The organism is Rhodococcus sp. S3, from assembly GCF_058211795.1.
Window position 1 is genome coordinate 1,944,712 of sequence record NZ_CM177074.1, and the last position, 24,504, is coordinate 1,969,215.

The window sequence follows — 24,504 nt, forward strand, 5'->3', positions numbered from 1 at the left end:
AACCTCTCGGGCGTCGCGCTTCGCGCCTCCCGCACCGCCGACGGCGCCCTCCGGGGCGCCGTTGGCGTATCCGTGCATCTCCGTGTGGGATACTGGCAGAGGTTGCCCCGCACACACCGCGTGCGGAGCAGCCGAACGACATCACGGATCGATGCCCGACATCGCTGTGGCCGAGGACGAAGGAGACACCTCGCTCGGCGGCACGCTGGATGTTCCGGCGCTCGACCCGCGATCAAGCCAGGCATTGCTCGGCCGTGCAGTGAAAACGGGCACCGGACGACCGCGCGATGCGAGACCGGAAGGACTCGCGCCCACCCGGCGCGAGTACACAAGCTGCGCCCCCGCGTGGCCGCTCACATCGCTGTTGTCGGTGGTGGACGCGCCCGGGGGCCTTAGGAGACCTACGTGGCCGATCAAGAGCCGCCGGAGAACAACTCGATCGAAGCGTCGGACGCAGGGGGACGGAACCTCCTCGGTCTGCCTGCCAAGATCCGCGTCCATGCCCTCGCCAAGCTGCTGGGGCTGACCAGTAAGCAGGTGATTGCGAAAGCCGCCGAGCGCGGCACCGAGCTGCGCAGTGCGCACTCGACCCTCCCACGCGACGTCGCGGAGGACCTGCACGCCGCGTTGAGCGACGACACGGGCACGCCCGAACCCACCGTGCAGGAAGCCGGGACGGCTCCCGAACCTGCAGCACAGACGGCTCCCGAGGCCGAGACTGCTCCCGAGCCCGTCGCCGAAGCGACTCCCGAGCCTGCGGCCGAGGTGGCGGAGATCGCCGAGGCGGTGCCGGTCGAGAGCGACGAGCTGCGACCCGCCGAGAAGACTGCGGACGAGACCGCGCCGCAGGCCGTCGACATCCCCTCCGTCGGAGGACCCACCGGGCTGTTCACGTCGGTGGAGCAGAGCACTCCGCTGTTCGAGATGCCCGAGCCGTCGACGACGGCCGAGCCGATCGTCGCCGCACCGCTGTTCCTCCAGCCCGAGGTGCCCTCGCCGGCCGAGGAGGAGGAGACCCGCCCGCGTCGCCGACGCGCACGCCGCGGCAAGGACACCGAGCAGGCGCCGGCCGAGGACGAGCAGCAGACCGCCGAGCCGGCCGCTGCCGAGTCCACCGAGGAAGCGCCGTCGCAGCAGGCCGAGGAAGACCAGGACGACCAGCCGCGTCGCCGCCGCCGCGGACGTCGCGGTCGTGGACGTGGCCGCGGGGACGGCACCGACACCGACCAGCAGGACGAGACCACCGCGACCGGCGAGGACACCGAGTCCGCCGCCGCGGAGACGGAGAAGCCCGCCGCAGCGGAGTCCACCGCAGCGGAGACTCCTGCAGAGGAGACCGCCGGCACCGAGGAGAGCACCTCCGACGAGGCCGCCTCGGGCGACGAGCAGAGCAGCGACGAGCACGACACCGACGACGAGCAGGGCGGGGGGACGTCCCGTCGCCGCCGCCGTCGCCGTCGTCGTCGCGGTTCCGACACCGACACCGCGAGCACCGACGACGACTCGGTTCCCACGGTCGTCCACGAGCGGGAGCCGCGTCCGAAGAACCGCGCCAAGGACGAGGTCCAGGGCATCAGCGGCTCCACGCGTCTCGAGGCGAAGCGTCAGCGTCGGCGCGACGGCCGCGAGGCCGGTCGCCGCCGGCCCCCGATCCTCACCGAATCCGAGTTCCTCGCCCGCCGCGAGGCCGTCGACCGGGTCATGGTCGTGCGCGAACGCACGGGCGGTTCCCACGCGGGCATGACGCAGGTCGCGGTGCTCGAGGACGGCATCCTCGTCGAGCACTTCGTCACGACCTCCGGGTCGGCGTCGATGGTCGGCAACATCTACCTCGGCCGCGTGCAGAACGTCCTTCCGTCCATGGAGGCGGCGTTCATCGACATCGGCCGTGGCCGCAACGGCGTGCTCTACGCCGGTGAGGTGAACTGGGAGGCCGCGGGCCTCGGAGGCAATTCCCGCAAGATCGAGCAGGCCCTCAAGCCCGGCGACCAGGTGGTCGTGCAGGTCAGCAAGGACCCGGTCGGTCACAAGGGTGCACGTCTGACCACTCAGATCAGCCTCGCCGGACGCTTCCTGGTGTACGTGCCGGGCGGTTCGTCGACGGGCATCAGCCGCAAGCTGCCCGACACCGAACGCAAGCGTCTCAAGGACATCCTCCGCGAGATCGTCCCCTCCGAGGCGGGCGTGATCATCCGTACCGCCGCCGAGGGCGTGAGCGAGGAGGAACTCTCGCGCGACGTCACCCGTCTGCAGACGCAGTGGGAGGCGATCCGGGAGCAGTCCGAGAAGCTGCAGGCCGACGCATCGGGACAGCCGAAGACCCTCTACGAGGAGCCGGATCTGCTCGTGAAGGTCGTGCGCGACCTGTTCAACGAGGACTTCTCCAAGCTCGTCATCGAGGGCGACTCGGCGTGGAACACCGTGGAGAGCTACATCCGGACGGTCGCACCCGACCTGCTGCCGCGTGTCGAGCGCTACCGCTCGGAGAACTCGGTGGACGTCTTCGGCGCGCACCGCATCGACGAGCAGCTCGCGAAGGCTCTCGACCGCAAGGTGTGGCTGCCCTCCGGCGGCACGCTCGTCATCGACCGCACCGAAGCGATGACCGTCATCGACGTCAACACCGGCAAGTTCACCGGGTCCGGCGGCAACCTCGAGGAGACGGTCACCCGTAACAACCTCGAGGCGGCCGAGGAGATCGTCCGCCAGATGCGCCTGCGCGACATCGGCGGCATGATCGTCGTCGACTTCATCGACATGGTGCTCGAGTCCAACCGCGATCTCGTGCTGCGGCGCCTGACCGAGGCTCTCGGCCGGGACCGCACCCGCCACCAGGTCTCGGAGGTCACCTCGCTCGGCCTGGTCCAGATGACGCGCAAGCGGCTCGGGACCGGTCTCGTCGAGGCGTTCTCCACCACCTGTGAGCACTGCAGCGGCCGCGGCCTCATCGTGCACTCGGAGCCGATCGAGTCGAAGTCCTCGGACGACTCCGGTCGTTCGTCCGGCGGTGGTTCGCGGCGCAAGCGTGGACGCGACAAGAGCTCGCAGGAGCCCGCCGCCGAGACGCACGCGACGCCGTCGCCCGAAGAGGTCGTCAAGCGTGCCGCGCACCCCGTGGCGCTCGCCATGGCCGCGCACAACTCGACACCGGCCGCGGACGCTCCGGAGGCAGAGTCGGCAGCAGCGGCCGAGGCCGCATCCGAGACGGCGGCCGACGTCGACCCGGTCAAGGTCACCGAGCCGCTGCGGGCCGTCGAGCCCGAGAAGGTCGCCGCACCGACGAAGGAGCCCGTCGCAGGGGAGGACGCCACCACGGTGACGACCGCCTCCGACGAGCCCGCCGAGATCGAAGCAGAGGTCGCAGCGGCCGAATCCGCGGTCGCAGAGACCGCTGTTCCCGAGGCAGCCGTGTCCGGGACGGCCGTCTCCGGCGCGGGGGAGAGCACCGACGGTGCGGCTTCCGTCGAGGCCGCAGAACCGGCTCCGCGTCGTCGTCGGGCCCGCAGGGTCGCACGGGCGGCCGCAGCACCCGCCGGTGACGGTGGACCTGCAGCCAAGGTGTTCGTCGTCCCCGCGACGACCGACACGTCGACGGGGGCCGAGTCGGACTCCCGGCCGAGCACACCGGTCGAGACGCCGGTGCAGATCGTGCGGCGGCCGCGTTCGCGGCGTGCCGCAGGGCGCCCCGCCGGGCCTCCGGTGGACGCCGAAGCGTGACCCTCCGCTTCCGGGCCGGTCACGACCGGCCCGGAAGCAGGCACTACCGTGCCACCCGGTTTGACCCTGGGAGTCACCTTCCCGTAATCTTGTTCAGTCGCTACTCGGCGATAGTGCCCAGCCGCGTCCGGATTCAGGATGCCGGCGGGACCCGAGTCAGCAACCACACCAGACCAGTCGCGTCCGCAGCACTGTGGCGCGAGCACGTTCGAAGAAGCAAGGGGTAGCCGTCCGATGGCAACGTACGCGATCGTCAAGACCGGCGGTAAGCAGTACAAGGTCGCTGAAGGCGACCTCGTCAAGGTCGAGAAGATCGAGGGTGAGCCCGGCGCTGCTGTCTCGCTTGCCCCGGTCCTCGTCGTCGACGGATCCGAACTGACCACCGACGCCGACAAGCTGGCCAAGGTCTCGGTCACCGGTGAGATCGTCGAGCACACCAAGGGCCCGAAGATCCGCATCCACAAGTTCAAGAACAAGACCGGGTACCACAAGCGCCAGGGCCACCGTCAGAAGCTGACGGTCGTCAAGGTCACCGGCATCAAGTAAACCGAGCTTCGAGCTTCAACCCCAGGAGGGTTCGTCATGGCACACAAGAAGGGCGCATCCAGCTCCCGTAACGGTCGCGATTCGAACGCACAGCGCCTCGGCGTCAAGCGCTTCGGTGGCCAGGCCGTCAACGCCGGCGAGATCATCGTGCGCCAGCGCGGCACCCACTTCCACCCCGGCGTGAACGTGGGACGCGGCGGCGACGACACGCTGTTCGCCCTCGCGGCCGGTGCCGTCGAGTTCGGTACCAAGCGCGGTCGCAAGACCGTCAACATCGTTCCGGCTGCGGCAGACGCCTGATCTGCCGTTCGGTAACGGACACCGCGGGACCAGCTCCCGCGACATACTCCCAATAGGGGCGGGCCAGGGTCGCACACCCTGACCCGCCCTTGTTGCGTTGATCACCAGGTTTGTTTTAGGACGAGAGAAGGTCCACCCATGTCCCGCTTCATCGACCGGGTGGTGCTGCATGTCAGCGCCGGCAAGGGCGGCAACGGCTGCGCCTCCGTCCACCGCGAGAAGTTCAAGCCGCTCGGCGGCCCCGACGGCGGTAACGGAGGAAACGGCGGCGACGTCGTCCTCGAAGTCGACCGCAACGTCCACACCCTGCTCGACTTCCACTTCCACCAGCACGCCAAGGCGACCAACGGTGCCCAGGGCGCCGGCGGCCACCGCAACGGTGCCAACGGCGGCGACCTCGTCCTGAAGGTTCCCGACGGCACCGTCGTGCTCGACCGCGACGGCCGGATCCTCGCCGACCTCGTGGGCACCGGCACACGTTTCGTCGCCGCGCACGGCGGTCGCGGTGGTCTCGGCAATGCCGCACTCGCGTCGAAGGCACGCAAGGCCCCCGGCTTCGCGCTCCTCGGCGAGGAAGGCGAGGAACTCGACCTCGTCCTCGAACTGAAGTCCGTCGCCGACGTCGGCCTCGTGGGCTTCCCCTCGGCCGGCAAGTCGTCGCTCGTGTCGGTGCTGTCGGCCGCCAAGCCGAAGATCGCCGACTACCCGTTCACCACCCTCGTGCCGAACCTCGGTGTGGTGCAGTCGGGCGACACGACCTTCACCGTCGCCGACGTGCCCGGCCTGATCCCCGGCGCCAGTGAGGGACGCGGTCTCGGCCTCGACTTCCTCCGGCATCTCGAGCGCTGCGCCGTGCTCGCGCACGTCGTCGACTGCGCGACCCTCGAACCCGGCCGCGACCCGATCTCCGACATCGACGCGCTCGAGGCCGAACTCGCCGCCTACCAGCCCGCGCTGTCGGGCGACAGCGGACTCGGCGACCTCGCCGAGCGCCCCCGCATCGTGATCCTCAACAAGGCCGACGTGCCCGACGCGAAGGAACTCGCCGAGTTCGTCACCCCCGAACTCGAGGCCCGCGGCTGGCCGGTCTTCACGATCTCGGCCGTGAGCCGCGACGGCCTGCGTCCGCTGACGTTCGCCCTCGCGAAGATGGTCGACGAGTACCGCGAGGCACATCCGCCGGCCGCGCCGACCCGCCCGGTGATCCGTCCCGTCGCCCGCGACGAGGAGGCCTTCACCGTGGTCCGCGATCCCGAGGTGCCCGGCGGATTCATCGTGCGGGGCACCCGTCCCGAGCGGTGGGTGCGCCAGACGGCCTTCGACAACGACGAGGCCGTGGGCTATCTCGCCGATCGCCTCGCACGTCTCGGCGTCGAGGACAAGCTCGTCAAGCTCGGCGCGGAACCCGGATGCTGGGTCACCATCGGCGAGGTCGGCTTCGAGTGGGAACCGCAGACGCAGGCCGGCGTGGACGTCGTGCCCACCGGTCGCGGCACGGACGCCCGTCTCGACCAGGTCGACCGCGTCGGCGCCGCCGAGCGTCGCCACGCGAAGAAGGTGCGCCGCGGTCTGGCCACCGACGACGAGTTCGAGTAACCGGCCCCGCGTTCCCACCGTTCAGGAAGCCCGAAGCGTACCGAGGAGAACATGAGCGACACCCGGGAGGTCGTCTCCCACGCCCGCAGCGTAGTGGTCAAGATCGGCTCGTCGGCGATCACGAGCCTGGTGGGCGGGCTCGACCGCGGCCGGCTCGATCGGCTCGTCGACGCCATCGAGTCCCGGATCCGCACGGGCTCGAGTGTCGTCGTGGTCTCCTCGGGTGCGGTCGGTGCCGGGCTCGCACCGCTCGGCCTCACGAGCAGGCCGCGTGATCTCGCGACGAAGCAGGCCGCGGCGAGCGTCGGGCAGCTCACCCTCGCCCACGCCTGGGGCACCTCCTTCGCCCGCTACGACCGCACCGTGGGCCAGGTGCTCCTCACCGCCGACGACATCGGCCGGCGCACCCAGCACCGCAACGCGCAACGCACCCTCGACCGGCTGCGCTCGCTCGGTGCGGTGGCGGTGGTCAACGAGAACGACACCGTCGCGACCGTCGAACTGCGCTTCGGCGACAACGACCGGCTCGCCGCGCTCGTCGCGCATCTCATCGGCGCCGAGGCGCTGATCCTGCTGTCCGACGTCGACGGTCTGTACGACGGGGATCCGCGCAAGGGCTCCGCGAACCTCATCCCCGAGGTCCGCACCCCCGAGGATCTCGACGGTGTGGTCGCCGGGTCGGGTGGCGCGCTAGGCACCGGTGGCATGGCGTCGAAACTGTCCGCAGCCCGTCTCGCGGCGGACTCCGGCGTGCCGGTGCTGCTCGCCGCCGCCTCCCAGGCCGATCGTGCGCTGGGTGCCGCCGACGTCGGCACGGCCTTCGCGGCCCGCCCGCAGCGTCTGTCGGCGCGGCGCTTCTGGGTGCGGCACGCCGCCGACGTCCACGGCTCGCTGTATCTCGACGAGGGTGCCGTGCGGGCCGTGGTGGAGCGGCGGCGCTCGCTGCTCGCCGCTGGAATCACCGGCACCAGTGGCGGTTTCCACGCAGGCGACGTGGTCGGCATCGTCGCACCCGACGGCCGCACGGTCGCGCGCGGTGTGGTGGCCTACGACGCGTCCGAACTCGATTTCATGATCGGCTTCTCGACCGGTCAGCTGCCGCCGGATCTCCAGCGGCCCGTCGTGCACGCCGATGACCTCGTCCGGGTGGTCTGAGAGCCGTCACCCGCTCGGTGCGGTCGTCGCCGTCACCGGCTCGGTGCAGTCACTGCGTCGGCCAGGAAGGCGAGGGTCTCCGAGGTGCCCGCCTCGAGCTTGAGGGTCGCCAGCACATCCCCGCGCGTGGGGCCACGATTGATCACCACCACCGGGATGTTCCGCTGTGCGGCGCGGCGCACGAAACGCAGCCCCGACTGCACCGTCAGCGAACTTCCGGCGACCAGCAGGGCGTCGGAGCCGTCGACCACCGAGAAGGCGAGTTCGACCCGCGGGCGCGGCACCGTCTCGCCGAAGTACACGATGTCGGGTTTGAGCATCCCGCCGCAGCGGTCGCAGTCCACTACGACGAAGTCCTCGGTGTCGGTGACCACTGCGTCCGCGTCGGGGGCGACCTCGAGACCTGTCGTCGCGCGCATCCGGTCGTCGAATCCCGGATTGGCCGCGCACAGCCGCTCGTGCAGCGTGAACCGCGAGATGCGGTGCTCGCACGACAGGCACCGGACCTGCGCGTAGGTGCCGTGCAGGTCGACGACCCGCCGGCTGCCTGCCTTCGTGTGCAGCAGGTCGACGTTCTGGGTGATCACACCGACGACGGAACCGGCGCGTTCGAGGGCCGCGAGCGCCCGGTGCCCGGCGTTGGGGCGGGCGGCGTCCATGTGTTTCCAGCCGACGTGGTTGCGCGCCCAGTAGCGTTGCCGGAACTCCGCATCGCCGACGAACTGCTGGTAGGTCATCGGGTTGCGCGGGGGCGAGTCGGGTCCGCGATAGTCGGGGATACCGGAGTCCGTCGACAGCCCGGCGCCGGTGAGAACCGCGATCCGACGGCTGTGCAGGAGAGCGGGCAGGTCGTCGGAACGGAGTGGAACGTCGATCACCCCATCTACGGTAGGCCGCTTCCGGGCACCGGAGCTGCGGGCAGGAGCGCGCGCACCGCGTCGATGGTGTCGGCGTCGGCAGCGGACTTGTCGGGCCGGTACCGCAGCACCCGTGCGAAGCGCAGCGCCACCCCGCCCGGATAGCGGCTGCTGGTCTGCACTCCGTCGAGCTCGATCTCGACGACGATCGCGGGTCGCAGGTGGACGGTGTGCTCGTCGCGGTGTGTCTCGTAGCGCGGGAATTCCTCTGTCTGCCACTGCAGCAGCGCGTCGGTGAGTCCCTTGAACGTCTTCCCGACCATGATCGGCGGACCACCGTCCGGGTCGCGGGCACCGAGGTGCAGATTGGACAGGAAGCCGGTGCGGCGCCCGTAACCCCACTCGGCGGCGAGCACCACGAGGTCCAGGGTGTGCTCGGGCTTGACCTTCTGCCACGCTCGGCCCCGGCGTCCGGCGGTGTAGGTCGACGTGAGGGACTTCACCATCACACCCTCGTGACCGTTGCCGAGCGAGTCACCGAGATGCGCCTCGGCGCTGTCGGCGTGCGGGGCGACCAGCGTCGGGATGCGGTGCTCACCCGCGACATGGGCGAGACGGTCGAGACGCACCGACAGCGGCTCGTCGAGCAGGTCGTCGCCGTCGAGGTGCAGGCAGTCGAAGAAGTACGGGTGGAGGAGCAGTTCGCGTTCGGAGCGGGCGCCGAACCGGCTCATGGTCTCCTGGAACGGTCGGGGACGGCCGGAATCGGTGAGCGCGAGCGTCTCGCCGTCGAGCACGACACTGCGGCACGGCAGCGCCCGGACGAGTTCGACCAGTTCGGGAACCGACGCGGTGATGTCGCGCAGTGTGCGGGTGAAGATCCACACGGCGTCCTCGTGGCGGTGCACCTGGATGCGTGCGCCGTCGAGTTTGTACTCCACGCTCACCGCCCCGTCGAACTCGGTCAGGGCCGCCTCGAGCGACTCGGCGGGCGAGGCGAGCATCGGCCGGACCGGTCGGCCGAGTTCCAGGCCGAACTCCGCCAGCGCGTCCACACCACCGTCGAAGGCCGCCGCTGCGGCCTGGGCGAGGCGACCCGACAACATCACCGCCCGGCGGACCGGTTCGACGGGGAGACCGGCTGCCGCTGCGACCGCATCGGTCATCACCCCTTCGAGCGCACCCTGCCGCAGCTCACCGCCGAGGAGCGCGACGAGGAAACGCTGCTCGCCCTCGGTGGCCCGGCCGAACAGGTCCAGGAGCAGTTGCTGCCGCGCGGCGGTGGATCCCGGACCTGAGATGTCGGCGAGCCGGTCGAGGAAACCGGACACCTCGTCGACGGAGAGCGTCGGATCGTCGGCGACCGGTGCGGAGAGACCGGCAAGGGTGCGGAAGCCGACACCCAGGCGGCCCTGGGTCATCTCTCCGGACAACCACGAGACCACCGCTTCGACCTCGTGGGATTCGGCGCGCTCCAGTAATTCCCGCAGCAGATCGATCTTGGTGCGTCGTGACCGCGTGGCGGCGACGGCGACGGACGTGTCGACAACCGAGTGCAGCAGCATCGCTTCGACGTTAGCGCCCGGCCGTGCCACGCGGAGGAAATCGTGCGCCGGGGTGTATTTCCGCACGCAGACGGGAATCGAGAGGCCAGGATGGTGCACGGGACGCGTGCACGAGCGGGAGGGACGGGAGACGCGGATGAGCAAGGACTCCGAGGCGGTCGAGCTCGACGTGGACGGTCGCCCGGTGCGTATCACGCATCCCGACCGCGTGTACTTCCCCGAGATCGGGGCGACCAAGCTCGATCTCGCGAACTACTACCTGAGCGTGGGGGAGGGGATCGTCCGGGCGCTCCGTGAGCGGCCCTGCATGCTGCACCGGTTCCCCGACGGACTCGAAGGGCAGAAGGTGCACCAGAAGCGGCTGCCCCGCGGGGCGCCGGACTGGGTCGAGACCGTGCGGGTGCACTTCCCGCGTTACGACCGCGACGCCGACGAACTGTGCGTCACCCACCTCGCCGATGTGGTGTGGGCCGTGCAGATGTCCACCGTGGAGTTCCATCCGTGGAACTCGCGGCGCAGCGACGTGGAGCGGCCCGACGAATGGCGGATCGACCTCGACCCGATGCCCGACTGCGATTTCGACCGGGTGCGGCGCGTGGCGTCGGTGGCGCACGAGGTGCTCGACGAGCTCGGTGCCGTGGGCTGGCCGAAGACCTCGGGCGGCGACGGCCTGCACGTCTACGTCCGGATCGCACCGGAGTGGGAGTTCGACGATGTCCGAAGGGCCGCATGGGCTTTCGCGCGGGAGGTGGAGCGACGCGCGCCGGGGGACGTGACGACGGCGTGGTGGCGCAAGGAACGTGATCCGTCGGCGGTCTTCGTCGACTACAACCAGAACTCGCGCGACCACACGATCGCCAGTGCCTATTCGGTCCGCGGTGTACCGGAGGCAACGGTCTCCACGCCGGTGCGGTGGGACGAGATCGACGACCTCGATCCGCGGGATTTCACGATCCGGACCGTGCCGAAGCGGTTCGAGGAACTGGGCGACCTGCACGCGGGGATCGACGACGCGGTCTTCGCCCTCGATCCGCTGCTGGAATGGGCGGAACGCGACGAGAAGCAGGACAAGGGGTCGGAGTGAGCGCTGTGGTCGGACAACTGTGGTCCGGTAGATGTGGCCTAGTAGCCGGCGCTGGGATCGACGACCCCGATCGGCACGAGGCCGGACGCGAACCGCGTGACGTTCTCGGTCACGTGCTCGAGATAGGCCGGGATGCGCAATGGGGGCGGATTGGCGTCGTGGGGCGTGATCACGGCGTTGGGGAGCGTCCACAACGGATGATCGTCGGGGAGCGGTTCGGGGTCGGTGACGTCGAGCCCTGCACCGCCGATCGCGCCGGATCGTAGGGCGGCGACGAGGGCGTCGGTGTCGACGAGATCACCCCGGGCGACGTTGACGACCCACGCCGTGGATTTCATCGCTGCGAGTTCGGTTGCGCCGACGAGGCGTTCGACGTCGAGGGTGGCAGTCGCGGAGATGACGAAATGATCTGCCAGAGTCCATATCTCGTCGATGCGTTCGACGGGGAACGTCTCGACGGCCCCGGGCACGGGACGACCGCTGCGGGTGACGGCGAGCGCATGTGCGCCCAGCGTGGCCAGCATCGGGATCAGTGCACGACCGACACCACCGGCACCGATGATCCCGACCGTCGCGCCGCGGAGGGTGCCGACGGCGGGCGCGAGGCTCTCGGGTGCCCACGAGGTGGCCGCCAGATGCGCGGGTAGGGCCCGGACCCCGGCGAGCAGGAGCAGGAGCGCGTGCTCGGCGACGGTCGTGGAGTAGGCGGCGGCCGCCGACGTCCAGGTGACGCGAGGATGAGCCTTGACGACGCCCTGCGACAGCCAGTACTCGACACCGGCGGACGGAAGCTGCACCCAGCGGACGGAGGCGGGGAGGACCTCGGGGAAGTCCTGCGGCCCGGCCGTCCAGACGAGCGCGTCCGGGGTGTCCTCGAGTCCGCAGGGCACGCCGCCCCCGCCCGAGACCGCCCGTTCGAAACGGGGGTCGCGCTCGGGGCCGACAGCGATGCGGGGCGCACGCTCGGGAGTCATGGTCTCGACTCTAAGCGTCCGCCCCGCATCGGTCACGTGGTTACCGCACTCAGGCGGGTTCGACGATCAACGGGTACACACCGTTCTCGTCGTGCACCTCACGGCCGGTGACCGGGGGATTGAAGACGCACAGCATGCGCATGCGCGTCTCGGGGAGCACGCGGTGACGCTCGTGTCCGTTGAGCAGGTACATCGTGCCCGGAGCGAGGTCGTACTCCACGTCGTTGTCGAGGTCCTGGAGCTTGCCGGTGCCCTCGACGAGCCACACGGCCTCGACGTGGTTGGCGTAGTGGAACTCGTTGACGGTGCCGGGCTCGATGGTGGTCTCGTGGAACGAGAAGCCCACCTTGTCGCCGGCGAGGATGATGCGCTTGCTGCGCCACTGGCCGTCCTCCGAGACGACGTCGCGCTCGGTGCCGGTGATCTCTTCTGTCGTACGAACGATCATGGGTGTCGAAAGTCCTTCTTCTGCAAGTAGTTTCGGAACGGGCGGAGCGGGGGACCGCTCAGGAACGGACCTTGGCGGTCGCTTCCGCCAGGATGTTCAGCCCGAACTCGAGTTCGTCGTCGGTGATGGTCAGCGGCGGCAGCAGCTTGACGACCTCGTCCGACGGGCCGGAGGTCTCGGCGAGCAGGCCCTCCTCGAAGGCCAGGGCGCAGACCTTGTCGGCGTCCTCCGGCTTGTCGAAGACCAGGCCCTGGACCAGACCGCGGCCGCGGGTCGAGACGCCGTCGAACATGTCCGACAGGTTCATGAAGGTCTGGCGGATGCGCTCGCCCTTGCGCAGGGTGTCGCGCTCGAGCTTGTCGTCGGCCCAGTAGTGCTCGAGGGCGGCAGCCGCCGTCACGAAGGCCGGGTTGTTGCCGCGGAAGGTGCCGTTGTGCTCGCCCGGACCCCACACGTCGAGCTCACGCTTGAACAGGGTGAGCGCCAGCGGCATTCCGTATCCGCCGATCGACTTCGACAGGGTCACGATGTCGGGCGTGATGCCGGCGATCTCGAACGAGAAGAACGGGCCGGTGCGGCCGCAACCCATCTGCACGTCGTCGACGATCAGCAGGATGTCGCGTTCCTTGCACAGGTCGGCCAGAGCGCGAAGCCACTCGGGGCGAGCAACATTCACGCCGCCCTCACCCTGCACGGTCTCGACGATGACCGCGGCCGGACGGTTCAGGCCACTGCCCGCGTCGTCGAGCACACGCGAGAACCACTGGAAGTCCTCGGTGACGCCGTTGAAGTAGTTGTCGAACGGCATCGGCGTGGCGTGGACGAGGGGGACACCCGCGCCGGCGCGCTTCATCGAGTTACCGGTCACCGAGAGCGCACCCAGGGTCATGCCGTGGAAAGCGTTGGTGAAGTTGATGATCGACTCGCGGCCGGTCACCTTGCGGGCGAGCTTGAGCGCTGCCTCGACGGCGTTCGTGCCGGTCGGGCCGGGGAACTGGACCTTGTAGTCCAGGCCGCGCGGCGCGAGCACGTGCGACTCGAAGGTCTCGAGCAGCTTGCGCTTGGCGACGGTGTGCATGTCGAGGCCGTGGGTGACGCCGTCGCTCATGATGTAGTCGACCAGGGCCGACTTGAGAACCGGATTGTTGTGGCCGTAGTTCAGGGCTCCGGCGCCGGCGAAGAAGTCGAGGTAGTCCTTGCCGTCCTCGCTGCGCAGCCAGGATCCCGATGCCTTGTCGAAAACGGCGGGCCAGCCGCGGCTGTAACTCCGAACCTCGGATTCGAGGTGCGAGAAAATCGCAGTATCGGGCTTACCGGTGGTCTCGGGCTTGTTTTCCAGGATGGTCATGTCGTGGTCCTCCTGTGATTATTCGAGAATTATGAAGATGTCGCGCGCACATGCGCTGCGATCATTCGCCGATGGTGTAGAGATCCTCGGCCAGATGTGAATCGGGGAAATCGTCGGGCGCGAACAACTCGGTGCGAGTGATATGCGTTCCGCGGCGACGTGCGAGAGCGGTGAACATTGCGATCGACGCTTCGTTGTCGGGACTCACCGTCGTTTCCAGACGGGTCACGCCGAGCGGCTCGAGTCGGTCGAGCAGTGCGTTGAGCATACGGCCGGCCACTCCACGTCCACGCTGGTCTGCGTCGACTGCCACCTGCCAGACGAACAAGGTGTTCGGGGAGTCGGGGCGGCGGTAGCCGGTTACGAATCCCACGGGGCGATCGGTGTCGTCCGTTGCGACGACCGATGTGTCTGCGAAATCGCGACACCACAGCACATATGCGTAACCGGAATTGACGTCGAGAACCTGCGAATCACGCGCGATCTGCCAGAGTCGTCTACCGTCGGCGATACGCGGACGCCGGAATTCGATTGCAGCCGGCTCACTACCGGACTCGGTGGCGGCCACGTCCGAAGAAGTGGTCGCGGTATTCGATTCAGCCGAGTCGGGGGTCGGGGTACTTCTTTCCTTGACGGGCCTCATATGTCCTTTCAACCTAACAACTTCCGGTGTCGAGATCACGCCCGTCTCCGGAATCGGGATCGGAACCCTGTGGTCCGTGCAGGTCGAGCGCATGTTGTGATGCCGGTCACAAACATGTTACGTCGGTCCTCCTCGTGGCGATTACTTCGGGCTCGCGAGTGCGTACGGCAACACCGCGTCGGCTCCCGCGGCGACGAGGGTTCTCGCCGCCATTGTGAACGTCCAGCCGGTGTCGGTCACCGCATCGACGAGCAGGATCGGACCAACCGACCCGACGTCGTCGGGTCGCTCCCACCCATCGATCAGTGCGGCGACCCGGTATGCCGAGTTCGCTGCCGTGGGCTCCGTATTCCCGCTTCGGCGTCGCAATACACCTAGATCTCGCAATCGTCCGATTTGTGCCAATCGGGACGCGAGTGACTCGACGAGCAGGGGGTGCGTGGGGGAGTCCATGGCCATGACGGCGGTGGGCCGCTCCTCCCAGTCCCACGCCGCGAGCACCGCGATCGACGCGTCGACCACCGCCTTCGGCACTTCGCGGTCCGGCCCGTCGAGCAGCTCGCGCAGTCGCGGTCCCCACCCCAGATCCGACAACCGGCCCAATACACGCCCCGGACGCGGACCGTCCGTGATCCGGCCCGACAGCGCGATCCCGAGGGTCGACATCCCCGTAGGCCACTGCCGTCGCGGTGGCAGATCGACGCCGGGGCGTTCGAGGCGGGCGCGGGTCCGGGCGACCTCGTCGTCGCCGACGGACGTCTCCCACCGGGAGCCGATGCAGTTGTCGCACCGGCCGCAGCCGGTGCCTGCAGCGTCGAGATCGGGGTCGTCGAGTTGACGGCGGAGGAAGACCATGCGGCATTCGGTGGTGCGCTCGTATTCGAGCATCGCCTCCTGTTCCGCGGTGCGCGCCTCCTCGAGGCGCCCGTAGCGCTCCTCGTCGTACACCCAGGGCTGCCCGGTGGCGAGCCAGCCGCCCTTGACCCTCTTCACTGCTCCGTCGACGTCGAGGACCTTGAGGACCATCTCCAGGCGGGAGCGCATGAGGTCGACCCGCGGTTCGAGGGCGGGCGTCGATACCGGCCGTTCGGTATCGAGTGCTGCGATCACACGTCGGACGAGCTCCTCGTCCGGGAAGGCGACCGAGGCGAACCACTGCCAGATCCGGCGGTCCTCCGGGCCGGGGAGCAGAACCACCTCGGCGCGGTCGGTGGAGCGACCCGCACGCCCGACCTGCTGGTAGTAGGAGATCGGGGACGAGGGAGCGCCGAGGTGCACCACGAAGCCGAGGTCGGGTTTGTCGAAACCCATGCCGAGCGCCGAGGTCGCGACGAGCGCCTTGACCTTGTTGTCGAGGAGATCGGCTTCGAGCTGTTCGCGCTCGGTCGGTTCGGTCTGCCCGGTGTACGCCGCCACCGCGTAACCGTGGTCTGCGAGCAGCGCCGCGAGGTCGCGGGCGGCGGAGACCGTCAGCGCGTACACGATGCCCGAGCCCGGCAGATCCTTCAGATGCTGCGCGAGCCACGCTGCGCGTCGTGCCGGCTCGTCGATCCGCACCACCGACAGGTGCAGCGATGGACGGTCGAGGCCGCCGCGCAGCACGAGCGTGTCACCCGGGCCGTCGCTGCTGTTCCCACCGACACCGAGCTGGGCGGCGATGTCGGCGACGACGCGGTCGTTGGCGGTCGCCGTCGTCGCCAGCACGGGGATGTCGTCGCCGAGCTCGGCGACGAGGGTGCGGATGCGGCGGTAGTCGGGCCGGAAGTCGTGACCCCAGTCCGACACGCAGTGCGCCTCGTCGACGACCACCAGTCCGGCGTCGCGGGCGAGGGACGGCAGCACCTGGTCGCGGAAGTCGGGGTTGTTCAGGCGTTCGGGGCTGACGAGGAGGACGTCGACCTCGCCCGCCGCGATCCGCTCGTGGATCGCCGACCATTCCGTGACGTTGCCGGAGTTGATGGTCGCGGCGTGGACACCGGCCCGTTCGGCGGCCGCGACCTGGTTGCGCATCAGGGCGAGCAGCGGCGAGACGATCACTGTGGGACCCCGGCCCTGTCGACGCAGCAGCTTGGCGGAGATGAAGTAGACGGCCGACTTCCCCCAGCCCGTGCGCTGGACGACGAGGGCTCGGCGACGGTGCACCACGAGCGCTTCGATGGCGACCCATTGGTCGTCGCGGAGCCGGGCATCGGGGCCCGCCAACTCGCGGAGAAGGTGCTCGGCATCGTCGCGCAACAGGTCGGTGGAGTTCGTCATGTTGCAATCGTGCCCGACGGCGTTCCGTCACGGCGGCGGTGAACGGTTCTCCGGGGGCGGCGAACGGTACTGATGCGGCGGCGAACGGGGATACCGTAGAGATGGCGGCGGAGCGGCTCGCGCGAAAGGTGGTGGCACCCAGTGTCAGTCAGCGTGGCGGAAATCATCGTGTAAAATCTTGCGGAACAACAACTTCCGATTACATCGATCTTGGAGTGCGACTCGTGACACTCTGTGTCCAAATTGGTGACGGCGATCGCCGGTCCGGCCCGAGTGTGACGAGCGGATCATCCGCGCCGCTATGGTCGTCGTCATGTACGCAGCCCTTTCATCGCCCGCAGCACCGTCTGTGGAGTCGGTCGTCGTGACCCCGGCCGAGGCTCGGGTACGTCATGAGACCTACCGCAAGAAGATCGTGTCGGCGCAGGACGCCGTCCAGTGGATCCGCCCCGGCGACACCGTTGCCATCAGCGGCTTCGCCAGCGCAGGTACCCCGAAGGCCGTGACCCCGGCCCTCGCCGAACACATCCGCCGCACGCGGGCGACCGGCGGCGACTTCCGGATCAACCTGCTCACCGGAGCATCGGTGGCCTCCGACACCGAGCGCATGCTCGCCGACGTCGACGGAATCGCGCTGCGTATGCCGTACCAGGCGGAGCCCACCGCCCGCGGACGGATCAACGAAGGCCGCATGGACTACGTCGACATCCACCTGTCGCACGTCGCCCAGCAGGTCTGGGAGGGCTACTACGGACACGTCGACGTCGCCGTCGTCGAGATCTCCGGCATCACCGAGACGGGCGAGCTGATCCCCGCCACCTCCATCGGCAACAACAAGACCTGGCTCGACGTCGCCGAGAAGGTGATCCTCGAGGTCAACTCGTGGATCCCCGCCGCCATGGACGGCGTGCACGACGTCTACTACGGCACCGCGCTTCCCCCCAACCGCCGCCCGATCGACCTCACCGACGTCGAGGACCGCATCGGCCAGCCCTACTTCCGGATCGATCCGGAACGTGTCGTCGCGGTGGTCGAGACCGATCGCCCCGACAGCGCGACCGCGCTCACGGCGCCCGACGCCACCAGCCGGGCCATCGCCGACCACGTCCTGGACTTCTTCGCGCACGAGGTCGCTGCCGGCCGGCTGCCCGCCGACACTCTGCTCCCGCTGCAGTCGGGTGTCGGCAACGTCGCCAACGCCGTGCTCGCCGGTCTCGACAGCGGACCGTACCGGGGGCTGACCTGCTACTCGGAGGTCATCCAGGACGGCATGCTCGACCTCGTCAAGCACGGCACCGTCCGGTTCGCCTCGGCCACCGCCCTCGCGCTGTCCGAAACGGGACTCAACGACTTCGTCGAGAACATCGACTTCTACCGCGACCACATCATGTTGCGGCCGCAGGAGATCAGCAACCACCCCGAGATCGTGCGCCGACTCGGCATCATCGCCATGAACGGCATGCTCGAGGCCGACGTCTACGGCAACGTCAACTCCACCCACGTGATGGGCACCCGCATCATGAACGGCATCGGGGGCTCCGGCGACTTCGCGCGCAACGGCTACCTGTCGATGTTCCTGAGCCCGTCGACGGCTCGCGACGGTGCGATCTCGTCGATCGTCCCGATGGTGCCGCACGTCGACCACACCGAGCACGACGTGCAGGTCATCGTGACCGAACAAGGTCTTGCCGATCTGCGCGCCCTGTCTCCCCGCCGTCGATCGCGGGTCGTCGTGGAGCGCTGCGCGCATCCCGACTACCGCGCCGAACTGCTCGACTACATCGAGCGCGCAGAAGCTGCCCCCGGCGCAGGTCACACCCCGCACCTGCTCGGTGAGGCATTCTCCTTCCACGAGCGCTACCAGCGCACGGGGACCATGCACGCGTCCTGATCGACGCGGCGGCGAACACGGTCGGCCCCGGCACCACACCACGGTGCCGGGGCCGACCTTTCTCGTTCGTCCGACTCAGCGGATCGGCGCCGGATCGATCTCCTGCTGCGGGAGCGTCGCGGAGATCGTCGCCGTGATGTCCTGCAGCGGGGTCGGCCCGGATCCGTCGGGCACGGTCAACGCCACGTAGACCGGACGGTCGACGGCGAACCACGTACTCGCCGGGATGCCCTGCTCGGCTCCCGACACCTCGAACCACTGCACGTCGTCGATCACCTGCAGCGCCGCCGCCTGGTCGAACTGGTCGGGCCGGTCGAGACCGCAGCGCAGGACGACCTCCTCGCCGTCGTCCGACTGCCAGGCCGCCGCACCCACCGGTGCCGGATCGGCCAATTCGGCGCGCGTGTAGTCGCCGAGCTCCTCCGGCAGCGCGTCGAGCAACTGTGAGCAGGATTCGGACTCCGCTTCCGGAGCCGGCACGGGACCGAGACCGACAGGCGTGTTCACCGGTGACTGCGACACGATCACGGCCGCGACCACCACACCGACCAGCAGGGCGACGGGCAGTGCGATCGCCGTGGCGATCAGCGCGGGACTGCGTCGCGTCCCGTCCGATCCGGGCGCCTCGACGGGGGCGTCGTCGGAGGGTTCGCGATCGGAAGCAGAGGTGTCGTTCATCGTGTCCAGCATCCGGGCTCGGGGACAGGGGGCGGTAGCGTGATCGAACGTAGCAGGGCACGTGCCGGCTCTCTCCCACCGCCGACCCAGAAAGAGGCGACCGTCACCGTGACGAACCCGACCGGACCCACCGTCGCCGACATGGGCGAATTCCCCGTGATCGAACGCGCGGTGAGGGCACGACGGCAACCCGACAGCACACTCGTCGGGCCGGGCCACGACGCGGCGGTCGTGTCGGCCGCCGACGGTCGCATCGCGATCTCGACCGACATGCTCGTCGAAGGACGTCACTTCCGGTTCGACTGGTCGAGCCCGGAGGAGGTCGGACGCAAGGCGGTCGCCCAGAACGGAGCCGATGTCGCCGCGGTCGGTGCGCGTCCCACCGCCTTCGTCGTCGGCCTCGGATGCCCACCCGAGACACCCGTCGCCGTGCTCGACGGCATCTCGGCGGGCATCGGGGAGGCTGCGGAGGAGATCGGCGCCGGAGTCGTGGGAGGTGATCTCGTGCAGGCGGGTCAGGTGATCGTCTCGGTCACCGTGCTCGGCGAACTCGACGGACGGCCACCGCTCCTCCGCTCCACTGCGCGCCCCGGCGACGTCGTCGCCCTCGCCGGTCGCACCGGTCGCTCCGCGGCGGGCCTGGCCCTGCTGCTGGCCGGCAACCGGGACTTCCCCGAACTCGTCGCGGCGCATCGTGTGCCCACACCGCCCTACGCCGCAGGTCCTGCTGCGGCCGCGGCAGGCGCCCACGCATGTACCGACATCTCCGACGGTCTCGTCGCCGATCTCGGGCACATCTGCACCGCATCGGAGGTCGCGATCGATCTCGACCCGGGTGCACTCGCTCCCGACACGCAACTCCGGGACGCCGGGGAGGCACTGTCGGTCGACCCGCAGGAATGGATCCTCACCGGCGGCGAGGACCACGCCCTCGCGGCGTGCTTCCCTCGCGAGGTCACCCTGCCGGACGGATGGCGGCCCATCGGCGTGGTCCTGGAAGGCTCCGGCGTCACCGTCGACGGGCGACACCACAACGGATCCGGGGGCTGGCAGAGCTTCGCGGCGGGCGCTGATCGCTAGGGCGACCACTCCGGGTGGGGTTCGCTCGAGATAGGTTCTGCAGTCATGGCTGTCTACGCACTCGGCGAGCGTGTCCCCGATATCCATCCCGACGCGTGGGTTCATCCCGACGCGGTCGTGATCGGCAACGTCACCCTCGGTGCCGGCGCCTCCGTGTGGCCCTCGGCGGTGCTGCGCGGCGACTACGGCACGATCACCGTGGGGGAGAAGACCAACATCCAGGACGGCACGATCATCCACTGCACCGCGATCGAGGCCACGGTCATCGGCGCTCGCTGCGTCGTCGGGCACAACGCGCACATCGAGGGCGCCACGATCGGTGACGGTGCGCTGATCGGCTCGGGTTCGCTCGTCCTCAACGGCTCGGTCGTCGGTGCCGGCGCGCAGGTCGCCGCCGGCGCCCTGATCCCGCCGCGCTTCGAACTGCCGCCCCGCCGCATGGCGATGGGTATCCCCGCGAAGGTCCGCGAGGGCTACGAGGTCCCCGAGAACAACTTCGACGCCAACGCCGAGATGTACGCGGCGAACGCCGCCTACTACCGGACCGCCCTCCGCCGCATCGATCAGGAGTGACAGGTGGCCGACACCGTCGACACACAGTCCGCGGCCGGGGGAGCGGACGAGCCCCGTTCCGGTCGGCCCCTGTCCGAACTCGTCGACCCGGGCTGGGCGCGAGCACTCGAACCCGTCGCCGGTGACATCACCGCGATGGGGCAGTTCCTCCGCGCCGAACTCGCCGCGGGCCGCAGTTACCTGCCGTCCGGTCCGAACGTGCTGCGTGCCTTCACGCAGCCCTTCGAATCCGTCCGCGTCCTGATCGTCGGTCAGGATCCCTATCCCACTCCGGGTCACGCTGTGGGACTGAGCTTCTCGGTGGCCCCGGACGTCCGGCCGATCCCGCGCAGTCTCGCCAACATCTACCGCGAGTACACCGACGATCTCGGGTTGCCGCAGCCCTCCACGGGCGACCTGTCGCCGTGGACCGAGCACGGCGTCCTGTTGCTCAACCGGGTCCTCACCGTCGCACCGGGCCAGCCGGCCTCCCACCGCGGCAAGGGCTGGGAGGCGGTCACCGAGCAGGCGATCCGCGCGCTGGTCGCACGCGGGACCCCGCTCGTCGCGATCCTGTGGGGTCGCGACGCCGCGACCCTCGAACCCATGCTCGGTGGTGTGCCCACCGTGAAGTCGGCGCACCCGTCCCCGCTGTCGGCCTCACGCGGTTTCTTCGGGTCGCGTCCGTTCAGCCGCGCGAACGCTCTGCTCGTCGAGCAGGGCGGCGAACCGGTGGACTGGCGACTGTCCTGAGCACCGATCCGCCGCCCGGAGATCAGGCGCGGACCGAATCCCAGTCCGGGCGCCGCTTGGCGACGAAGGCGTCGACACCCTCGATACCCGTGGGCGACGTCGCGGCCGCGGAGATCGAGGCGGCTTCCGCATCGAGGTGCTCGGACAGCGATCGCTCCGCCGAGCCCGCCACGAGCGAGCGGATGGCGGCGTAGGACTGCGTGGGGCCGTGCGCGAGGGTCCGTGCGAGTCGCAACCCCTCGCTCTGGATCTCGCCGTCGGCGACGAGCCGGCTCAGCAGACCCAGACGCACGGCTTCGTCGGCGCCGATCACGGCGTCGGTCATGATGATCTCCCGTGCCCGCGACGGACCGACGATCCGCGGCAGGGTCCACGACATGCCGCCGTCGGGGGAGAAACCGATCGACGGGTACGCGGCGCGCATCTTCGTGCCGGGGCCGGCGAGCGCGATGTCGGCGAGCAGCGCCAGGCTCATCCCGGCGCCGGCAGCCCAGCCGTGCACGGCGGCGACGACCGGCACGGCCGCCTTGTCCAGCTCGCGCACGAAGTCGTGGAAGAGGTTCGCGATGTCGAGCAGGTGGGCGCCGCGGTCCTCGGCCGCGGCGAATCCGTGGACGTTTCCGCCCGCGCAGAAGTTCGCACCCTCACCGACGAGCAGCACGGCGCCGATCTCGGGGCCTGCCGCGCGCAGGGCCGCGATGCCCTGCCCCATCCCTGCGGGGGACAGGGAGGTGCCGTACTCGGAGGTCGCCACGGCGATCCGCAGGACGCGGTCCTCCACGCTCACCAGTGAGCGGAGAGAGTCGCTGTCGGGGAAGGAAACTTGATTCTCGGTCATTCCCGCACGATATCCGGCCGGGGGATCGAACGGCGAAGGCCCCCTGCGCAATCAGCGCAGGGGGCCTTCGCTACGACTCGACCGGGAATCAGCCGCGGACGACCTTGCCGGCCTTGAGGCAGGAGGTGCACACGTTCATCTTGCGGGTGTTGCCCGGTGCAACCTGAGCGCGCACGCTCTGGATGTTCGGGTTCCAGCGACGGTTGGTACGCCGGTGCGAGTGCGAGACCGACTTCCCGAAGCCGGGGCCCTTGGCGCATACGTCGCAGACGGCAGCCATGTCGCGAACTCCTTGTGTCTAGTGGATAGATCTTCTGTCTGTTGTTTCGCCTTGCGAACACGGGGAACGAGCCGCCCGTGCGAGGCAACCCGGCAAGCTTAGCGAACTCGAGGGCGGTTGGCCAAACCGGACGGTGCGCCGGGTCGCGGCTAACCTGTTCGCCAGGGCTCGGCACCGTGTTCGACGGTACCGATCGTAGAGGTGGACGATGCCCGCAGGACGAGGCGAAGGGGGTGGAATCGTTGCTCGGAGCCGAGGACACGGTGGACGGGCGGGCGCTGCGCCGGTGGGTCGAGTTCGGTGTGGAAGCGCTCGAACAGCGCCGAGCGGAGATCAACTCGCTCAACGTCTTCCCGGTGCCCGACGGGGACACCGGCAACAATCTGCTGATCACCCTGCAGGCCGCGGCGGCCCGGATCGGCGGGCCCGTGGACGGCGCGCTCACCGCATCCGACGTCGCCGAAGGGCTCGCGCGCGGCGCCTTCGCCGGGGCGCGGGGCAACTCGGGGATCATCCTGGCGCAGGCGCTGCGCGGTGTCGCCGACGCGGTCGCGGGACTGACGACGGTCGGCGCCCGTGACCTGGCCGCGGCCTTCTCCAATGCGGCGACGCTCGTGACCGGAGCGCTCAGCGCGCCCGCGAAGGGCACCATCGTCAGCGTCCTCGAAGCTGCGGCCGACGGCGCGACCCGCGTCGCCTCGGAGACGGATGCGACCGTGTGCGATGTCGCCGTCGCGAGTGCAGACGCCGCCGCCGACGCGCTGCAGCGCACCACCACCCAGCTCGACGTCCTCGCCGAGGCCGGGGTGGTCGACGCCGGCGGTCTCGGCCTGCTCGTGCTGCTCGACTGCCTGGTGGAGGTCACCACCGGAACACGTCCCGACCGCCGGATGGTGCTCGCCGGCGCTTCGCGTCCCGTGGTCGAACCCGAGATCGTCGACGAGCGTCCCGACAGCGACCAGCAGGAATACGAGGTGATGTATCTCGTCGGGAACTCCGACGACGCGCGTATGGACGCCCTGCGGTCCTCCCTCGACGCGCTCGGCGACTCGGTCGCGATCGTCGCCGGGGAAGCGGGGTGCTGGTCCGTGCATGTGCACTGCTGCGATCCCGGAGCTGCTGTGGAGGCCGGTCTCGCGGCGGGCTCGCTGAGCCGCATCGACATCACGTGCTTCGCGCTCGAGTCCGCGCGTCGCGGATGCGGCGACGGTCCCGTGGCGCTCGGCACGGCCACCGCCCCGGTCCGCGCCGAGTCGGCGGGGGAGCAGTCCCGGGCGGTCCTCGCGGTGGTGGGCGGCGAGGGCGCCGCCGAACTGTTCGAGGCGGAGGGTGCCCGGGTGCTGCGGGCCGAGGAGATCTCCGTCCCGGACGAACTGCTCGAGGCGATCCGGGCAGTGCCGAGCCGGGACGTCCTCGTGCTGCCCAACGGTGCGCTCTCTGCACAGGACGTCGTCGCCGTGGGTGCGCGGGCGCGGCGGGACGACCGCGACGTGATGTTCCTGCCGTCCTCCTCCGTCGTTCAGGGACTGGCCTCGTTGGCCGTGCACGATCCGATGCGCGCCACCGTCGACGACGCCTTCGCGATGTCGGAGGCGGCGTCGTGTGTGCGGTGGGGGTCGCTGCGGTACGCGAACGAACGTGCGCTGACCTGGGTCGGAACGTGCGAACCCGGCGACAGTCTCGGACTGGCCGGCCATGATGTCGTAGTGATCGAGCATGATTTGGTGACAGCGGGAGCGTCGCTGCTCGACAGGATTCTCGCCGCGGGCGGTGAGCTCGTGACGATGCTGGTCGGTGCCGACGCCCCCGACGGACTCGTCGAGCAACTGGTCGCCCATCTCGATCACCGTCACCCGGAGATCGACGTGGCGGTCTACCAGGGCGGTCAGCGCAGCGACCTGCTGCAGCTCGGCGTCGAGTAGCCGGTGCGCCGCGAGGCCACC

General features: G+C 69.6%; 21 protein-coding genes. 11 read left to right on the plus strand and 10 right to left on the minus strand.

Annotated elements, in window-relative coordinates; all coding sequences use genetic code 11:
* Positions 1-405 precede the first annotated feature (405 nt).
* The 5 genes from AC0LPE_RS09060 (at position 406) to proB (ending at position 7,314) form a co-directional block, all read left to right on the plus strand.
* Positions 406-3,717, plus strand: coding sequence for a translation initiation factor IF-2 N-terminal domain-containing protein (locus AC0LPE_RS09060; RefSeq protein WP_490606057.1), 3,312 nt, complete (start codon positions 406-408; stop codon positions 3,715-3,717).
* A gap of 234 nt (positions 3,718-3,951) precedes the next feature.
* The gene (gene rplU, locus AC0LPE_RS09065; protein WP_006551183.1) at positions 3,952-4,263 is read left to right on the plus strand and encodes a 50S ribosomal protein L21; all 312 of its coding nucleotides are present in this window, start codon (positions 3,952-3,954) and stop codon (positions 4,261-4,263) included.
* 36 nt (positions 4,264-4,299) lie between these two features.
* Positions 4,300-4,563, plus strand: coding sequence for a 50S ribosomal protein L27 (gene rpmA, locus AC0LPE_RS09070; protein WP_006551184.1), 264 nt, complete (start codon positions 4,300-4,302; stop codon positions 4,561-4,563).
* Between the two features lie 138 nt (positions 4,564-4,701).
* On the plus strand, positions 4,702-6,159 hold the full coding sequence (obgE, locus tag AC0LPE_RS09075; RefSeq protein WP_016691889.1) for a GTPase ObgE: 1,458 nt from the start codon (positions 4,702-4,704) through the stop codon (positions 6,157-6,159).
* A 51-nt stretch (positions 6,160-6,210) separates the two neighbouring features.
* Positions 6,211-7,314 (plus strand): glutamate 5-kinase, encoded by a 1,104-nt coding sequence (gene proB, locus AC0LPE_RS09080; protein WP_490606058.1) that lies wholly within the window; start codon positions 6,211-6,213, stop codon positions 7,312-7,314.
* A gap of 32 nt (positions 7,315-7,346) precedes the next feature.
* Here the strand turns inward: proB and AC0LPE_RS09085 are convergent, their stop codons facing one another.
* Entirely contained in the window at positions 7,347-8,192 is an 846-nt protein-coding gene (locus tag AC0LPE_RS09085) for an NAD-dependent protein deacetylase (RefSeq protein ID WP_016691891.1), read from the minus strand.
* A 5-nt stretch (positions 8,193-8,197) separates the two neighbouring features.
* Positions 8,198-9,736 carry an ATP-dependent DNA ligase gene (locus tag AC0LPE_RS09090; protein ID WP_026061077.1) on the minus strand — a complete coding sequence of 513 codons (1,539 nt, stop codon included), beginning with the start codon at positions 9,734-9,736 and terminating at the stop codon, positions 8,198-8,200.
* A gap of 136 nt (positions 9,737-9,872) precedes the next feature.
* Between AC0LPE_RS09090 and ligD the strand changes: the two genes are divergently transcribed.
* The gene (gene ligD, locus AC0LPE_RS09095; protein WP_026061078.1) at positions 9,873-10,820 is read left to right on the plus strand and encodes a non-homologous end-joining DNA ligase; all 948 of its coding nucleotides are present in this window, start codon (positions 9,873-9,875) and stop codon (positions 10,818-10,820) included.
* Between the two features lie 38 nt (positions 10,821-10,858).
* Here ligD and AC0LPE_RS09100 read toward each other — a convergent pair whose 3' ends face one another.
* The 5 genes from AC0LPE_RS09100 to AC0LPE_RS09120 all read right to left on the minus strand — a co-directional run bounded on the left by AC0LPE_RS09100 (position 10,859) and on the right by AC0LPE_RS09120 (position 16,489).
* A complete protein-coding gene (locus tag AC0LPE_RS09100) occupies positions 10,859-11,794 on the minus strand; it encodes a D-isomer specific 2-hydroxyacid dehydrogenase family protein (RefSeq protein WP_016691894.1) in 936 nt (311 codons plus the stop codon).
* A gap of 49 nt (positions 11,795-11,843) precedes the next feature.
* Entirely contained in the window at positions 11,844-12,242 is a 399-nt protein-coding gene (locus AC0LPE_RS09105) for an ectoine synthase (protein WP_016691895.1), read from the minus strand.
* Between the two features lie 58 nt (positions 12,243-12,300).
* Positions 12,301-13,590, minus strand: coding sequence for a diaminobutyrate--2-oxoglutarate transaminase (gene ectB, locus AC0LPE_RS09110; RefSeq protein ID WP_016691896.1), 1,290 nt, complete (start codon positions 13,588-13,590; stop codon positions 12,301-12,303).
* 61 nt (positions 13,591-13,651) lie between these two features.
* A complete protein-coding gene (gene ectA / locus AC0LPE_RS09115) occupies positions 13,652-14,158 on the minus strand; it encodes a diaminobutyrate acetyltransferase (RefSeq protein ID WP_088897347.1) in 507 nt (168 codons plus the stop codon).
* A 216-nt stretch (positions 14,159-14,374) separates the two neighbouring features.
* Positions 14,375-16,489, minus strand: a complete 2,115-nt coding sequence (locus AC0LPE_RS09120; RefSeq protein WP_229567910.1) for a RecQ family ATP-dependent DNA helicase — start codon at positions 16,487-16,489, stop codon at positions 14,375-14,377.
* Between the two features lie 349 nt (positions 16,490-16,838).
* On the opposite strand from AC0LPE_RS09120, the gene scpC reads away from it, so the two are divergent.
* Positions 16,839-18,380 carry a succinyl-CoA:acetate CoA-transferase ScpC gene (gene scpC / locus AC0LPE_RS09125; protein WP_016691899.1) on the plus strand — a complete coding sequence of 514 codons (1,542 nt, stop codon included), beginning with the start codon at positions 16,839-16,841 and terminating at the stop codon, positions 18,378-18,380.
* A gap of 75 nt (positions 18,381-18,455) precedes the next feature.
* Here the strand turns inward: scpC and AC0LPE_RS09130 are convergent, their stop codons facing one another.
* Positions 18,456-19,070 carry a DUF3515 domain-containing protein gene (locus AC0LPE_RS09130; RefSeq protein WP_145691825.1) on the minus strand — a complete coding sequence of 205 codons (615 nt, stop codon included), beginning with the start codon at positions 19,068-19,070 and terminating at the stop codon, positions 18,456-18,458.
* 129 nt (positions 19,071-19,199) lie between these two features.
* Between AC0LPE_RS09130 and AC0LPE_RS09135 the strand changes: the two genes are divergently transcribed.
* Genes AC0LPE_RS09135 through AC0LPE_RS09145 form a run of 3 tightly spaced genes read left to right on the plus strand, consistent with a single transcriptional unit; the run spans position 19,200 to position 21,443 of the window.
* Positions 19,200-20,138 (plus strand): thiamine-phosphate kinase, encoded by a 939-nt coding sequence (locus tag AC0LPE_RS09135; protein ID WP_202400166.1) that lies wholly within the window; start codon positions 19,200-19,202, stop codon positions 20,136-20,138.
* A gap of 45 nt (positions 20,139-20,183) precedes the next feature.
* Entirely contained in the window at positions 20,184-20,711 is a 528-nt protein-coding gene (locus AC0LPE_RS09140) for a gamma carbonic anhydrase family protein (RefSeq protein ID WP_088897343.1), read from the plus strand.
* Positions 20,712-20,714: 3 nt separating this feature from the next.
* Complete coding sequence (locus AC0LPE_RS09145) at positions 20,715-21,443, plus strand: uracil-DNA glycosylase (RefSeq protein WP_145691823.1); 729 nt, start codon at positions 20,715-20,717, stop codon at positions 21,441-21,443.
* A 22-nt stretch (positions 21,444-21,465) separates the two neighbouring features.
* On the opposite strand, the gene AC0LPE_RS09150 is transcribed toward AC0LPE_RS09145, so the two are convergent.
* Together AC0LPE_RS09150 and rpmB are read right to left on the minus strand one after the other, a co-directional pair.
* Positions 21,466-22,281 carry an enoyl-CoA hydratase/isomerase family protein gene (locus AC0LPE_RS09150; protein ID WP_490606059.1) on the minus strand — a complete coding sequence of 272 codons (816 nt, stop codon included), beginning with the start codon at positions 22,279-22,281 and terminating at the stop codon, positions 21,466-21,468.
* An 88-nt stretch (positions 22,282-22,369) separates the two neighbouring features.
* Positions 22,370-22,561 (minus strand): 50S ribosomal protein L28, encoded by a 192-nt coding sequence (rpmB, locus tag AC0LPE_RS09155; RefSeq protein WP_006551201.1) that lies wholly within the window; start codon positions 22,559-22,561, stop codon positions 22,370-22,372.
* Positions 22,562-22,794: 233 nt separating this feature from the next.
* Between rpmB and AC0LPE_RS09160 the strand changes: the two genes are divergently transcribed.
* Positions 22,795-24,483, plus strand: coding sequence for a DAK2 domain-containing protein (locus tag AC0LPE_RS09160; protein WP_145691822.1), 1,689 nt, complete (start codon positions 22,795-22,797; stop codon positions 24,481-24,483).
* Positions 24,484-24,504 lie beyond the last annotated feature (21 nt).

Bases quoted from the DNA above. Each gene is read 5' to 3' on its own strand.
- AC0LPE_RS09120 (WP_229567910.1), bottom strand. From the start codon at position 16,489: ATGACGAACTCCACCGACCTGTTGCGCGACGATGCCGAGCACCTTCTC.
- AC0LPE_RS09140 (WP_088897343.1), top strand. From the start codon at position 20,184: ATGGCTGTCTACGCACTCGGCGAGCGTGTCCCCGATATCCATCCCGAC.
- AC0LPE_RS09105 (WP_016691895.1), bottom strand. From the start codon at position 12,242: ATGATCGTTCGTACGACAGAAGAGATCACCGGCACCGAGCGCGACGTC.
- AC0LPE_RS09090 (WP_026061077.1), bottom strand. From the start codon at position 9,736: ATGCTGCTGCACTCGGTTGTCGACACGTCCGTCGCCGTCGCCGCCACG.
- proB (WP_490606058.1), top strand. From the start codon at position 6,211: ATGAGCGACACCCGGGAGGTCGTCTCCCACGCCCGCAGCGTAGTGGTC.
- AC0LPE_RS09130 (WP_145691825.1), bottom strand. From the start codon at position 19,070: ATGCTGGACACGATGAACGACACCTCTGCTTCCGATCGCGAACCCTCC.
- obgE (WP_016691889.1), top strand. From the start codon at position 4,702: ATGTCCCGCTTCATCGACCGGGTGGTGCTGCATGTCAGCGCCGGCAAG.
- ectB (WP_016691896.1), bottom strand. From the start codon at position 13,590: ATGACCATCCTGGAAAACAAGCCCGAGACCACCGGTAAGCCCGATACT.
- rpmA (WP_006551184.1), top strand. From the start codon at position 4,300: ATGGCACACAAGAAGGGCGCATCCAGCTCCCGTAACGGTCGCGATTCG.
- ligD (WP_026061078.1), top strand. From the start codon at position 9,873: ATGAGCAAGGACTCCGAGGCGGTCGAGCTCGACGTGGACGGTCGCCCG.
- AC0LPE_RS09100 (WP_016691894.1), bottom strand. From the start codon at position 11,794: ATGACTCCCGAGCGTGCGCCCCGCATCGCTGTCGGCCCCGAGCGCGAC.
- AC0LPE_RS09150 (WP_490606059.1), bottom strand. From the start codon at position 22,281: ATGACCGAGAATCAAGTTTCCTTCCCCGACAGCGACTCTCTCCGCTCA.
- rplU (WP_006551183.1), top strand. From the start codon at position 3,952: ATGGCAACGTACGCGATCGTCAAGACCGGCGGTAAGCAGTACAAGGTC.
- rpmB (WP_006551201.1), bottom strand. From the start codon at position 22,561: ATGGCTGCCGTCTGCGACGTATGCGCCAAGGGCCCCGGCTTCGGGAAG.
- AC0LPE_RS09135 (WP_202400166.1), top strand. From the start codon at position 19,200: ATGGGCGAATTCCCCGTGATCGAACGCGCGGTGAGGGCACGACGGCAA.